This window comes from Rhodococcus koreensis (assembly GCF_017068375.1).
Lineage (GTDB): Bacteria > Actinomycetota > Actinomycetes > Mycobacteriales > Mycobacteriaceae > Rhodococcus_F > Rhodococcus_F koreensis.
The window spans coordinates 516635-529839 of record NZ_CP070610.1; the positions used below are offsets into that span (position 1 = coordinate 516635).

The window sequence follows — 13205 nt, forward strand, 5'->3', positions numbered from 1 at the left end:
CCTGTCTCTCACACGGAGGTTATAGCGGCTTCGGGGCACACGGCCAGGATCTCGTCTACCGTGTTCGACTCCGGCAGCGAGCCGTCGTTCTTCACCTGTGCGCGGCCCTCGTCGTCGGGTTCGAACAGATCAGGGAACATTGCGTAGCACCTGCCGTGCGCCTGGCAGAAGTCCTGATCTACCGATACCTTGTTCGTCATTTCGACTCCAATCGATGTCATCCGGTGCACCTCAGGCGCGGGCGAGTTGTCCGCCGTCGACGGGAATCGCTGCGCCAGTGACGAATCGGGCTTCGTCCGAGGCGAGCCACAGCACCGCGTTGCTCACATCCTCGGGCTCTACCCACGGGATCGGGAGAAGCGTGAGGTTGCTGAAAAGGTCTGCCGCGTCCGCGGGAGTCGGGTTCTCGATATCGGGAAGGAACATCTTCAGCAGGCTTTCGTTGATCGCCATTTCTGTGTTGACGGCGCCGGGATTGACCGAGTTGACCCGGATGTTGTGTAGACCCACCTCGTTGGCCAGCGACAGCATCAGACCCTGCATGCCGTGCTTGGAAGCGCTGTAGTGCGCCTGCCCGGGCGCACCGCGCAACCCGACCGTTGAGCTGACGAAGATGACGGACCCACCCGCGCCGCGCTCGATCATCGAGGGCAGGACTGCGCGGCACGAATGCCAGGCTCCGACCAGGTTAGTACCGAGAATGCCTTCCCACTGCTGGTCGGTGAGCTCGACCACCGATCCCTGGTTCGAGATGCCGGCGTTGGAGACGAGGATGTCGATCCCACCGAACTCACGGAGCGCCTCTTCGACAACCACATCCAAAGATGCCTGGTCCCGCACGTCGGCGGCACGCGCGATGATCCGGCGGCCTTCCTTTTCGACCAGGCGCACCGTTTCCTCGAGATCCTCGGGGGTGCCGGACGTGTAGTCGAGGTTGGCCTGCTGCCTGCACAGATCGACCGCAACGATGTCGGCGCCTTCCTGTGCAAGCCGGACGGCGTGGGTACGCCCCTGTCCGCGTGCAGCACCAGTGATGAACGCGATCTTGCCATCCAGCCGTGTCACTTGATTGCCTCCTATTGGCAGCTGTCTCGACGGTTACGCCAGGTACTTGAATAAACGGCGACGCCAAGCAGAAGAAGAGATGTCGGGAGCGCATCACAGCAAGCTGTCGAGCTCCGGTTCGTAGGGCCTTGTTAATCCAGTCACACCCCGGACAACATGAGATCAATATTGCTCATGAGGAACTCCGATGTCAAGGGGTGGTCTCACTTTGCGCTGCACCACCTCTACGGCTTGACAAAATTGGCTTGACCAGCACGTTCAACGTGTCCGCCCACAGCCTAAGGAATAGTGTCGAGACCCCGGCAAAGCACAAGCGCGATTTCGAGCCGTTCGAGACTCGGCGAACCAACAAAGAGAGGACAGGACAGACAAGCGCCCGCGGATCGTGCACAGCCGCCCGAATTCGATTCGGGTACGACAGATTTCGGGCAGATAAGTTCCCCGGTGGCTGCGGCGCATGTCAGCCGCAGAGAAACACGCCGACCTCCATCATGAAGTCGGCGTCGGTGTTCGGCTCAACCCGGGCGCGCCGGTTGCGCGCGTATCCAGTTCGGTGTCAGCTCACAACCACTCGATCGCAGAATCGAGCGATCCTCCCAAGCGATCCCGGCAATAGTCGACCACGCCACGCAAGTGCTCTTCCATGAGATCGCGGGCGCGCTTGGGCTGCCCAGCAGCGACCGCCCTGGCAATCTTGTGATGATCATCGACGAGAACGCTTCGGAGAGTGCGCGGGTCGTCGACCATAGCGACGTGGTGCGCGACGATCTGGCCGTAGGATTCGAGACTCAACTCGAGGACCCGATTGCGAACCAACGAGGCAACCGCCCCGTGAAACCCGGCATGCTCCTCGAGGTAGCCCTCGAGGAGCTCGTCGGATTCGTGGTGGTGCCCGTCCATGAACGGCGCCATGGTGGAGGCGCGCGTGTCGGCGTCGGGATGCCGAGCCGCACGCTCGGCCAGCTCTCCCTGTCCCCACACCCACGCCTCGAAAAGTTCCTGGTAGGTGGCACCCGACATGTGAAAGAACAACGCGGAGACTCGTCCGAGGTGTGCTGCGCCCACAGACCCGACCACGGGACCGCCTCCGGGGCCGCGTCGAATCGCGATCATTCCCTGCACCTCGAGTAGGCGCAGTCCCTCCCTCAGCGATTCTCGGCTCACACCGTACTGCGTCAGCATGGCCGCTTCCGACGGCAGTCCATCGCCCGGCCGGAGGTTCTGGGCACGGATGTCGCCCACAATGTTTCGTGCGATGACTTCTGCCGCTTTGAGCGGTCGGAGCAGCGAGGATCCGCCGGCCGCGATCGGAATCGGGCGGTCACCGTTCGTCTCGCGCTTGCGCGTCTCGCGCTTGCGCGTTCCTTCGCTGCGTACGACCATCGCGCCATCCTCTTCGAGTACCGAACCCACGCACCAACCGTTCACGGCGTGCGGTGCACCCTAGAACGCGGACGTGCTGGACATCACACCGGATATTATCATGATGTTTTGTTACGTGCTCCGACACGGGAGTCTCCCCCTCGCGGTCGTAAAGGCACGCTCAATCACTGACCCGCGCTGATCTCGTCCACAAGACCCCACGCCAGCGCGGTGCCGGCGTCGAGGGCAGCACCCGTCGCACACAACCAGAACGCCCGCCACCGCCCGATCCGCCGAGGCACGCCCACCGTTCCACCCGCCCCGGGGATCAATCCCATCGACACCTCCGGCAACCGGAACACCGTGCCCGGCGCTGCCACGATCCGACCCGCGAACGCTGGTACCTCGATGCCGGCCCCGACACAGCTGCCGTGCACCCGGACCTCCATTCGGTCGGCCAACTGCGAAACCAGCCGAGCCGCGCCGGCGCGGGTACGGATCAAATGCGCGGTCGCGAGGTCAGGGGTGGTGCCGAACTCGTCCAGGTCGCCACCCGCGGAGAACACCGGGCCCGCACCGTCGAGCACGATCGCCGTGATCGTCTCGTCCATGATTGCCAGCCGCAGCGCCTCGACCAGGCCGTCCCGCACCTCGGCCCCGTACGCGTTGCGCCGCTCGGGCCGATTCAGAGTGATGTGTAGCCGCTCCGCGTCCCGGCGCATCAGCACCGGGTCCTGCGGCGCCGGCGGCGGCAACGGACGAGGACCGCGCTGCCGCAGCCAGCGCCGGAAACCCGGGGTGCCGAGCAAGGTGGAGTAGGCCAGCGACTCGACGTCGATCGCCTGCGGCACCGGCAGCTCCTCCGACAACCGCAGCACCTGCCCAAGCACGATCGCGGCGTGCACATTGGCGGCCACAACGTCGCGGAGTTCGGCGACCGCGGCGTCCGGATCTCGGGCGCCGACCATCCAGCGGTCAACCGGAGCGGCGTCGGCGACAATCGTGGTGTCGAGACCGGCCGCCAGATCCGCGACCGCCTCCGGCACCGGCCCGGGGGTGCGGCGCACCCCGACCAGCAACCGGTCGGCGCGCATCGCCCGCTCCGCGGCACGGACCGCGGTCGCGGTGTCGACCGCGATGTCGAGATCCACGACCAGCATCGGGGTGTCGACGACCGCACCCTCACCGAGCAGCGGGGTATCGGCAACCCCGTCGGCAAGGTCCTGCGGGGTGATCACGGGCTGCGCGGTATCCACGACAGATAGCTTGCCAGCATAGGATCAACCGGTGTCACTTACTCCCCTGCTCAGCCCCTCGGCGCCGGATCCGGTGCGGGACTGGGCCGAAAGCGGAGTCCTCGCACTCACCGGCCGCCCAGACGGACCACCGGTCATACCGCCCGGCCGGGCCGCTACCGTCGCGCGCGCCATGTCGTCATGGATCTCCGACGTCAGTGCCCTCGGCGGTCGGCATCTCGACGTCGACGGTGCCCGCCTACTCTCCGAGCGCGCGGCCTTCACCGGACGTAAGCGTCGCGGCGAGGTGTCGGTAGGCGGCAGTTGCCGTCTGCTGCCGACCGCCGACGGGTGGGCGGCCGTATCCTGCGCCCGCCCCGACGACCCCACACTGCTGGGGGCGCTGATCAGCGACTCCATCAACGAGAACGACCCCTGGCCGGCCGTTTCCGACTGGCTCCGCACCCACACCGGCACCGAGTTGGCCGAACGCGCGGAACTGCTCGGTGTCGCCGCCGGCCCCGTGTCGCGGGCAGGCGCCCTACCGCCGGTCCCGGTGCCGCAGTATCCCCGGCCTGTCGATGGGCTCCTCGTCGTCGACTTCAGCTCGCTCTGGGCAGGCCCGCTGTGCGCCAACCTACTCGGGCTCACGGGCGCACGCGTAGTGAAGGTGGAGACCCCCGACCGCCCCGACGGCGCCCGGCGCGGCAATCCGGACTTCTACCGGCTGCTGCACGGCGGTCACGAATCGGTGGTCCTCGACCCCACGACCACCGGAGGACGACGAACGCTGGCCGCCCTCGTCGACGCCGCCGACATCGTCATCGAAGCCTCCCGCCCCCGCGCCCTGACCCGATTCGGACTCGACGCCGACGCCGCCGTCGCCCGCGGGGCCACCTGGGTGTCGATCACCGCAGCGGGACGCTCCTCCGACCGCATCGGCTTCGGCGACGACCTCGCCGCCGCAGCCGGACTCATCGCCTACGACTCCGACGGCACACCCCTCTTCGTGGGCGACGCCCTCGCCGACCCCCTCACCGGGGTCACCGCCGCGGCCCTTGCGATGTCCGCGCCCGCGGACGGGTCCGGACACATGTGGGATCTGTCGATGTCGGATCTGATCGCGTCGACCCTCACCAACCACCCGGTGCCGCAGACCTTCCAACATGACGGCCAGTGGGTGGCCGGAACCTCCTCCGGTGTCGTTCCCGTCGCCGAGCCGCGTCCGCGCGTGCCCGCCGGACGGGTCGCCAACTCCGGGGCGGACACCGCCGCAGTGCTGGCCTCGCTGGGGATCGCAGTCCCGTGACCGACCTCGTCATACGCGGCGCGGAGGTCAACGGCGTTCCCGGTGTCGACGTCGCCGTCACCGGCGACCGCATCACGGCGGTCGGGGCGCATCTACCCCCCTCCCGGGCCGAGGTGATCGACGCCGAAGGCGGCGCCCTCATCCCCGGCCTGCACGATCACCACCTGCACCTGCATGCGATGGCCGCCGACGCCGCGTCGGTGCGCTGCGGGCCCCCCGCGGTCCACGACCCGGCTGCCCTCGCGGACGCGCTCGGCCGTGCGCCGGGTGACGACAACGGCTGGGTCCGCGGCGTCGGCTACATCGACACCGTCGCAGGTGATCTCGACGCCCACGCCCTCGATCGCCTGCACGCGGCACGCCCCGTGCGGATCCAGCACCGTAGCGGCGCGATGTGGGTACTCAACAACGCGGCCGTGACCGCGACGCACCTCGACGGGGCTTCACATCCCGGGATCGAACGCGGACCGGACGGTCGGCCGACCGGGCGGGTCTGGCGAGCCGACACCTGGCTGCGCGCCCGGCTCCCACCGTCCCGGCCCCCGCGCCTCAACAACATCGGAGCCACCCTCTCGCGGGTGGGAATCACTGGCGTCACCGACGCAACCCCCGACCTCGACCCACAATCTCGCTCGGCGATCGAGACATCGATCACCGACGGCAGCCTGCCGCAACGCGTGCATCTGCTCGGCACACCACCGGATGACGTATCGGTCTCTCCGGCAGCCCGTCTGACTGTCGGCCCATACAAGATCGTCCTCGCCGACTCCGGGCTTCCCGACCTCGACGACCTGGCACGCCGGATCCACCGCGTTCACAACCGAGGGCGGGCGGTGGCCGTGCACTGCGTTACCCGCGAAGCGCTGCTGATCCTGCTGACGGTCCTCGACGAGGTGGGCACTCTCCCCGGTGACCGCATCGAACACGGCGCCCTCATCCCCGCCGAGACCATCGACGATCTTCGTCGGCGCGGACTCACCGTGGTCACCCAACCAGGCTTTCTCGCCGATCGCGGCCACGACTACCTGCGTGACGTCGACAAGCGAGACCAGTCCGACCTCTACCGTTGCCGGTCTCTGATCGACGCGAGCGTCGCGGTCGCGTTGTCCAGCGACGCCCCCTACGGCCCCCTCGACCCCTGGGCGGTGATCACCGCCGCGGCGACCCGCCGCGCACCGACAGGCGAGATCGTCGGAAGCACCGAACGCATCACCGCTGCACAGGCATTGGCGCGATACCTTACCCCCCCTGATAATCCGGGCGGAACCCCACGCCACATCCACGTGGGGGCAACCGCCGACATGGTCCTCCTATCCGCGCCCCTCGCCGACATACTCACTGCGCCCGCCGCCGACGCGGTACAGGCCACGATGATCGGTGGACACTGGGCTTATCCGGACTAGTAACCCGAGGCGAGAGGTGGTCTTTACCCGTAGCCCGGCCGGGAGCACATTACGACGACGAAGGAATGGCGCGGTCGGATACCGACGGTTCGTCGAGGACTACCCCGACGAGGGGGCAGGCTTCCACCAGTTACTGTACGCCCGACCCAAGGCAACCCAGATCGCCCTGGTGCAGGAGGTTGAGTTCGCAATCGGCCTGTCGACCGAACCACATGATGCACTGGTGTCGGACGCCGGAACGATCGACCCAGTCGCACCGGTGAACCCCTCCGCGAAGTTCGCTCCGGTTGCTCAACCCACCCTCCACCCCGGTACGCAGGCACTCGTGGTCGCCGCGCTCGCCTGGCTCACGCCGTCCACCTGAGGTGAGGTAACGGGCCGCGTCGCCGAGCGTTGCAGGAGTGCGGTGTTTTTCGGACATCGGCCGGGTCCCATTGCGACATCCGTTCCCGCATCAGCTTGTGAAAATGCTCTTCTTGTAGTCGAATCCGGGACTGACTTGCATAACAATGTCGGCGGGATCGGTGACTGCGTACGCTACCCGGAACGCCGACTCGCGACCAGGCAGTGTCGGGGTATTCGGGGAACCACCGACACCGTTAGCGGTGTCGAAGATCTTGCTCGCCTCGCGGTTCCCGCTCTGCAACGTCGTTGCGAACACCATCGTCTCGTAGTTCTCGGGTGACCCGTTGACGATGGTGATATCGAAGACCACAGCTTGGAGGCTGGCGTCCGCACCAGCCGCCGACGGACTCGGCGTGTACGGCTGTGGCGCGGCCACCGTGACGGCAAGGCCGTTCTCGAAGGTGTACGCCTGACCGAACGTCGGGTTCGCCGGCGGTGGGGTGGCGGCGGTCGAGTCAGCAGGCCGATTGACTCCTGACCCCGGATCCGGGGTCACCTCGCCGCCGTTTCCTCCGCCACAGGCTGCCAGTGCGCTCGTAGCGGCGCACAGGGCGACAACAGCGAGCGCGTTCGTGATGGATTTCACTTATTCTCCCAGTTCAAGGTCAATAGGTCACCCGATATATCGGGTCAGCCGTCCAAGCGTTCACGACCGTCCGCCGCCCACTTCTTTACGACACGCCGAGTCCACACGCGCGGGTTCATGAACTACTTGGACCGCGGACGGCACCCTGTACGTCGGTGTGTCGCGTGCGCCTGTGGGACGCTACCGGCGGCACTGCAGCAGGGTGCACGACTTGTCAGCGCGGGGCTAGAGAGCAATTGCTCTGGCAGGCAGTGACGTTGGCTGTATGGGGGTGCATAACGTGTTTTCTTCGGTCCCCCTCGGTCATGCCACCCCAAACGCCGTGGGGCTCACCCACCGTCAGAGCGTGATCGCGGCACTGCGCGAGCACGGGGCAGAGCTGACAAACCTGTCGGGCCTGCGCTTCGCGCCGGTCGCGAGCGTGGCCACGTTCACCCTCGGGTGAGAAGAACACCGACACGTCGGCGCCGCAGCACACCGCACGCTCCCGCCACTCACCGGAATCAGAGGTGGCCGTCACCTCTCGCGTGGGATCTTCCAGGGGGAACAATTGCCGGCCCTTCCTCATCGAGAACCGCCGACGTCAGGGGAGCCGGATGCTAGATCGACCGTGGGACGGGGATGTTGCGGTTCACAGCGACCGGGAACCACGGACGGCCGGGACAAGATGTCTTGAGCTGCGGTGGCGACACTGATGTGGTTGCGGCGGGCAACATCGATCAGGGCATCGAAGGCGGCGTCATGGCTGCAGGCGCACCGCTCGGCCACGCTGGCCGCCGCGGTGGCCAGCAATTGTGCGCCAGCAGGTCCCCGTAAAGGGCGTCGCCCGGATATTGCTGACGCGTCGGTCGGCACGATAGCCCTTTCGTTCATTGGCGGTGCACATGCCGGTGGCAGCAGGTGGGCTGGTGTCCCGCGCTCGTATCGCCGAGGTCACCGGTGGTCACTCCAGTCTCGTCGAAGCGATGGCCAGAGAACACAGGCATTTACCTAGTCGTACCTAGGCACCCCAGTCTCGACCGATGCACCCTGGCGCTGCCGACGGGCTGGTTGTCGAGTTCCAACGTCCGGACTGCGCAATGTCGTCAGCGTCTCGGAAGCGGCGTTCGAAGACGGTCACGGTAATTCTGCGGGCGGCATCGACCCTTCCCGCGGTTGGAGATCCCGCTGATTTCGGAAGACCCTGGAATACTTCCCTTTTTCGTCTCCTGTGACGAAAGAATGGGCTGTGCGGTGTGCGCGTGCCGGCGGATCGCCGCCCGATGCACCGGGTTGCGGGCGAGACCCGGCGAGAGCGTCACTGCGCGCCGAGGTCGAGCCGCGAACGTTGGGCGGTCGCGTATCTCACACCCCAGCAAGTTGAACATTCAACTTTAGGTGTGTGAATATCGCACGACACGGAGGTGGCGAGATGGAAAGGTTCAATAGCGCCCGACCCCCTCGGCCTTGCGGTACGTGTCGGGGGGACACGGTTACCGCGCAATGCCGGATGTGAGAGCCGACCGTCCGCGTAGGTGAGCCTCGCAGGTGTGGACCCATCCATTTACTCCCACCCGGGAAGTAACCCGGTTGGGGTGCAGAACCGCCGGCCGGCGGGCATTATGGCGGCCCGGCCGGCGGCCTGCCGACAAACATATGTTGCGCCCCGAGTCTGACAACAACACCATGAAGTGAGTTCGGCTGGGGCTGAGTCGGATTCTCGGGTGGGCCGGTGTGCGTGGCAGTGCGGTGATCGCGGTTCTTGCGGGCGAGTCTGCTACGTCCGACCCCTTGGTGTTGCGCCCACGAAGATGGCGCCCCCGGTGTCAAGCGCAGGTGGATGCGGGGGTTGGTTTCGGTGGGGTGGGAAATGACTGGTCCGAAGAAAGGCTGATCAGCCGTCGACGCGGAACACCGCACCCTCGCTGTGGCCGCGGCGCCGCCCGGCGGAACGGCGCAACGCGGCCTGGACGGCGGCGGTACCACCGATTCCTCCGGCGAGGACAAGTAACAGCAGGGCGACATTGAGGTTCATGGGACAGGTCCTCCTCGGGTAGGCCAGGTGTGGCGGCCGGCGCGATCGTGATGCGGTAGTGCGCAGTTCACCCGCGTCCGACGGGAACGGCAACGACGGCGGAGGTGCGTCGGCGTTGCCGAAAGCGAACATCGCGGCGAACGAGCCTTGATCTCCACGGTGCTGAGCCACCCGGCACCGTCGGTAGTCGACGTTGCCCTACGGTCGGCTCGCCACACCCATGATAGGCGACTCCCGTCTTGCTCCGGACGAAATCGGCTGATTCCGAATGTATTCGGCGATATCACTATGGAGGCGGCGGCGACCGCAACGAGGGTCGAGATCTGGGTTCCGCGGCGATGGATACCGAGCCTGTGACAGCGCAGGCGGGCATGCAGTCACCCCACGAGAAGGCCCGCGAAGTCATCGCCGTCCGTTACACCCTCACCGACGAACAACGTGCCCATCGACGAACCACGCGAACGGCGTCGGACCGGCGAAACTGTGAGTCGCGCAGCGCGCCATCGACCGATCCGCCCAGCGCCCACGCTACGATCTCCGGAGCACCTTGCCATCCTTTAGGACCTAAAGTGAATCCTGCTATCGTCCCGGCTTTTTCGCTGATGCACCCCTGCCGGCCGTCACCACCACCAAGCCAGGCCATTCCGATCGCAGACCGACGGCACAGTCGACCGATTTGGGTCGAACCTTCGCCGCGGAATGCGCATACGCGGACACCCACCTCGGGGGACGCGACCGGACTGGGTGACCCCGTCGGTGCCGGCGTGGTGTGACCGACAACGGTGCAGACCCAACGGTTCCGAGCTCAACCCGTGCTCACGTATTCATCGTCGAGTGAAAAGTGACCAGTCGAGCCGTTCTCTCACTTCACTTCACGCCGCCGTCGTCGCGGATGCCTACGCCAGCGGAGCCGTCAGACGCTGGCGCAACTTCGCTTGGTGAGCGTCGACCTTGGACCTCAACGGTTTGCCGGACTTGGCCACCCGACGTCCGGCAACGGTCAGCATCGGTCGCGGAATCCCGATCCCCATGACCGGCACCCCTGTCAGGTAGTTCTCCTTGAAGAGAAACGTCGAGGCGTCGGACACTTCGTCGTGGGTGAGCGCCGAGGCCACCCACCCGACTTCCGCTCCGATGGCATCCGCGTCCAGAATCGGGCTGCGATAACCCTCCGTTGTCTTCGCGAGAAGCCAACGCAGAACAGCGTCACGAACCGCCCACTGACGATCGGTAGCTGCACTCACATTTCAGTCCTCCAGATAGATGCCACTAACGCTGCCCTGCACCATAGCCATCGGTAAGAAATAAGCAAGCTCCGTCAAATTTACTGCGCCCCTTGTACCTCGGAAGCTCTGACTGCCACTGCAGGACGATCGGATGCACGCTCCTGAGGCGTAGACCATCTCCGATCGGAGGTACAACCCGATGACGTTGGTCCAACCGACCCCGTCGTCACGACCCTCCTGTACCTGAGCCGCCTCGTATCGGCCGCTGAACTGGACTTATTTCTTTTGTTGGGTATGGTCGAGGTCAGTTCGCGGTTGCCGATTCGGAAAGGACCGACAATGGCTGACAAGTCCGCCGTCAAGAGTTCGAAACAGTCTGCACGTGCCCTCAAGGAGCGCCGGGCGGAGAAGCGAGAGAAGGCCCTCGAGTCGACTCAACTCATCCGAAAGCGGAAGAGCTGACGCACTACTGGCGTCAACGCCGCACCCCACCACCCTCGTCGTGCCTGAGGATTGATGATATTATCCCGGGAATACGGACAAAAGCCTGACCCTCGCCCACAGCAGAAGTAGCAGCGCCGGGAGAGACCGGCTCGGCGTGGCGATATCACCGCTGCACTCGCTTCCGATTTTCTACAGGAACGAACAACACTCACACGACCCTGACAAGTTCAATGGAAACACGCCGTATGTTTTTCGGTTCGCCCTGCGTGTGACCACCTGATCGGGGGGCCAACTTCCGGCCTCAGGCATGTCGTCCCGGCCCCTCCCGGCCGGGACGACATGTTTCCCAAGAAGTCAGAGTGAGCGAGACAAGGGCAACTCACACAACATCCGGCGAGATCACTGTCTCCTGTGCCGACCCCAAGGGTCGACACAGCAGTGCCGGACCCGTCGAGAAACTATGAAACAGAAATGAATCGTCCTGGCGGCGTCACCCGTCGGCCCATCCCGACCTCACTGTCGTCGAGGAGACGCCAGGCAACGTTGCGAGTAATCCTGCTGCCGTTGGATATCGTCGAAAGCGCCGACCCGGTCCCGGTTCCCGCGGTCGACGAGGTCGAACCGTTCCTGCCGGCCCGCATCAGCACCCCCACCGCCACCGGAGACGATGGCCCCCACGCGCAGTTGCTGGCGTTCCGACACATCGCCGATCGCAGCGGTCCCCCGGTCACCTTCGGCCTCGCACTCGATAACCAACGCGCGCCTGACGGCCCGCAACGCCGCTACGTCGGCCCACCGGCCACCTGCCTGTCACTGTGGGAGGTTCCCGGCAACGGACTGGTACTGGCCTGCGAGGAACTCACCCCCGACCGCGCCGGCAGCCTGATCGACCGACACAACGATCCCCTCCGCGACGGCGGTAGCCCCGAATTCTGGGCCGCCATCGACGCATTTCTCCGCCCCTTCGCACTGACGCCCGAGGCGAGCCCGACCGACATTTTCCCGCGGCTGGACACTCGACTGCCCAGATCTGCGGTCTACCGGCCGCTGCGCAGCCTGACAATGCACAGACCGCACCGGACCGAGCAGGACACCCTCGAGGGCCTGGTCATCGAGGTCCACACCGACGGGGTCGACACGGTACGGCGACTGGTCGATGACCCCGGCACCACACCCTGCGCTGGGGGTGCGTCCCGCTCCTACCCTGGACTATTGCGCTGGCACCGGGCCCCGCTCACCGACAGGCCGTCGCATCCCGGACCGGGGCTCGCGATTCGCGAGGACGCCCGAGCCCTCGCCGTCGACCTCGGCGCCACCGCTACCAGTCCCGACCATCTCGATCGGGGCACCCGCGACATGCTCTACAGCCTCATCGGCTGGGTCGCCCTCCGCGCCCAGCACTCCGCGGACCACCGACGCGTACTCTCGCTCCTGCGCAACCGCCGCCACCTGAACAAACGCGGCGCTCTCGCGGGCCACGGCGACATCGCGGCGGCCCGCACACGGATGATCGAGACACGGCTTCTGCAAACACACCTCACCGGTGCACACCGACGTCCGCCACGGATCGAATCGACACACCTGCGATCAACGCTGGTCCACCACACCGCCGACGAGATCGCCTTCCTGCATACCGAACTCGGCAAGCTCTGCGACAGTGCCGAAATCAGTCTCCTACCCCACGCTGCCGCCTCCGCCCGAGACCTGCGATCCACGCTCGTAGCGGTCGCCGCCGGGGCGCTGTTCGCGACGTCGCTCCACACCGCCGGCGCGGCATCACCGGAGGATTTGCAGCGCTGGGGGCTCACCGTGGCGGCTGTCACCGCGATCGGCGCTGTCCCACTACTCGCGGCTGTCGCACGTCGCCGCCCCTCCGGGACACTCAGGATCCAGACAACACCGGCTGCGATACCGCGGGCCTCGCCCGACGTGAAGCCTGTCAAGGACCTCGAACGTCGACGGCGGGAGTCGATCTTCCCATTCGAGACGCACGTGTGGCGCACCGCCCCCAAGCGCCGCGACATGACGCCCACACTGCGAGAGTGCCGAAAAGCCAACAACCTTTCCGGCTTCGAACCTTCCAACCCGCCGTTGGTGGTGGCAAGTCCGTCGTCCCGTCCAGAACCAAAATAGACCCGACCCTCAGAAACAGCGGC

Annotated in this window: 13 protein-coding genes; 5 read left to right on the plus strand and 8 right to left on the minus strand. The window is 66.1% G+C overall.

Going from position 1 to position 13205, the window contains the following annotated elements:
* Window positions 1-8: 8 nt before the first annotated feature.
* The 4 genes from JWS14_RS43370 to JWS14_RS43385 all read right to left on the minus strand — a co-directional run bounded on the left by JWS14_RS43370 (window position 9) and on the right by JWS14_RS43385 (window position 3683).
* The gene (locus JWS14_RS43370; protein WP_206016521.1) at window positions 9-221 is read right to left on the minus strand and encodes a ferredoxin; all 213 of its coding nucleotides are present in this window, start codon (window positions 219-221) and stop codon (window positions 9-11) included.
* A 10-nt stretch (window positions 222-231) separates the two neighbouring features.
* Complete coding sequence (locus JWS14_RS43375) at window positions 232-1065, minus strand: mycofactocin-coupled SDR family oxidoreductase (protein WP_206016522.1); 834 nt, start codon at window positions 1063-1065, stop codon at window positions 232-234.
* 561 nt (window positions 1066-1626) lie between these two features.
* A complete protein-coding gene (locus tag JWS14_RS43380; protein ID WP_167119990.1) occupies window positions 1627-2448 on the minus strand; it encodes a FadR/GntR family transcriptional regulator in 822 nt (273 codons plus the stop codon).
* 164 nt (window positions 2449-2612) lie between these two features.
* Window positions 2613-3683: an enoyl-CoA hydratase/isomerase family protein gene (locus tag JWS14_RS43385; protein ID WP_241031779.1), complete on the minus strand. Its 1071-nt coding sequence runs from the start codon at window positions 3681-3683 to the stop codon at window positions 2613-2615.
* A 31-nt stretch (window positions 3684-3714) separates the two neighbouring features.
* Between JWS14_RS43385 and JWS14_RS43390 the strand changes: the two genes are divergently transcribed.
* From JWS14_RS43390 to JWS14_RS43400, 3 genes are read left to right on the plus strand one after another with little or no spacing between them, the layout of a single operon-like run.
* Complete coding sequence (locus JWS14_RS43390) at window positions 3715-4971, plus strand: CoA transferase (RefSeq protein WP_241031780.1); 1257 nt, start codon at window positions 3715-3717, stop codon at window positions 4969-4971.
* Window positions 4968-6374 carry an amidohydrolase family protein gene (locus tag JWS14_RS43395; RefSeq protein WP_206016523.1) on the plus strand — a complete coding sequence of 469 codons (1407 nt, stop codon included), beginning with the start codon at window positions 4968-4970 and terminating at the stop codon, window positions 6372-6374. Before JWS14_RS43390 ends, JWS14_RS43395 begins: the two co-directional genes overlap by 4 nt.
* A 16-nt stretch (window positions 6375-6390) precedes the next feature.
* Complete coding sequence (locus JWS14_RS43400; RefSeq protein WP_206016992.1) at window positions 6391-6738, plus strand: hypothetical protein; 348 nt, start codon at window positions 6391-6393, stop codon at window positions 6736-6738.
* A 90-nt stretch (window positions 6739-6828) separates the two neighbouring features.
* On the opposite strand, the gene JWS14_RS43405 is transcribed toward JWS14_RS43400, so the two are convergent.
* From JWS14_RS43405 to JWS14_RS43420, 4 genes are all read right to left on the minus strand, one after another.
* Complete coding sequence (locus JWS14_RS43405; RefSeq protein WP_206016524.1) at window positions 6829-7365, minus strand: hypothetical protein; 537 nt, start codon at window positions 7363-7365, stop codon at window positions 6829-6831.
* A 214-nt stretch (window positions 7366-7579) separates the two neighbouring features.
* Complete coding sequence (locus tag JWS14_RS43410; RefSeq protein ID WP_206016525.1) at window positions 7580-7933, minus strand: WhiB family transcriptional regulator; 354 nt, start codon at window positions 7931-7933, stop codon at window positions 7580-7582.
* Window positions 7934-9238: 1305 nt separating this feature from the next.
* Complete coding sequence (locus JWS14_RS43415) at window positions 9239-9379, minus strand: hypothetical protein (RefSeq protein ID WP_206016526.1); 141 nt, start codon at window positions 9377-9379, stop codon at window positions 9239-9241.
* Window positions 9380-10275: 896 nt separating this feature from the next.
* Entirely contained in the window at window positions 10276-10623 is a 348-nt protein-coding gene (locus JWS14_RS43420; protein WP_206016527.1) for a serine recombinase, read from the minus strand.
* A gap of 321 nt (window positions 10624-10944) precedes the next feature.
* On the opposite strand from JWS14_RS43420, the gene JWS14_RS51325 reads away from it, so the two are divergent.
* Both JWS14_RS51325 and JWS14_RS43425 read left to right on the plus strand, forming a co-directional pair.
* Window positions 10945-11067 (plus strand): hypothetical protein, encoded by a 123-nt coding sequence (locus JWS14_RS51325; protein ID WP_009476095.1) that lies wholly within the window; start codon window positions 10945-10947, stop codon window positions 11065-11067.
* Between the two features lie 453 nt (window positions 11068-11520).
* Window positions 11521-13182: a hypothetical protein gene (locus tag JWS14_RS43425; protein ID WP_206016528.1), complete on the plus strand. Its 1662-nt coding sequence runs from the start codon at window positions 11521-11523 to the stop codon at window positions 13180-13182.
* The last annotated feature ends 23 nt before the right edge of the window (window positions 13183-13205 follow it).

Coding starts and splice junctions, on each gene's coding strand:
- JWS14_RS43370 (WP_206016521.1), bottom strand. CDS start 221: ATGACATCGATTGGAGTCGAAATGACGAACAAGGTATCGGTAGATCAG.
- JWS14_RS43380 (WP_167119990.1), bottom strand. CDS start 2,448: ATGGTCGTACGCAGCGAAGGAACGCGCAAGCGCGAGACGCGCAAGCGC.
- JWS14_RS43410 (WP_206016525.1), bottom strand. CDS start 7,933: ATGAGGAAGGGCCGGCAATTGTTCCCCCTGGAAGATCCCACGCGAGAG.
- JWS14_RS43415 (WP_206016526.1), bottom strand. CDS start 9,379: ATGAACCTCAATGTCGCCCTGCTGTTACTTGTCCTCGCCGGAGGAATC.
- JWS14_RS51325 (WP_009476095.1), top strand. CDS start 10,945: ATGGCTGACAAGTCCGCCGTCAAGAGTTCGAAACAGTCTGCACGTGCC.
- JWS14_RS43425 (WP_206016528.1), top strand. CDS start 11,521: ATGAATCGTCCTGGCGGCGTCACCCGTCGGCCCATCCCGACCTCACTG.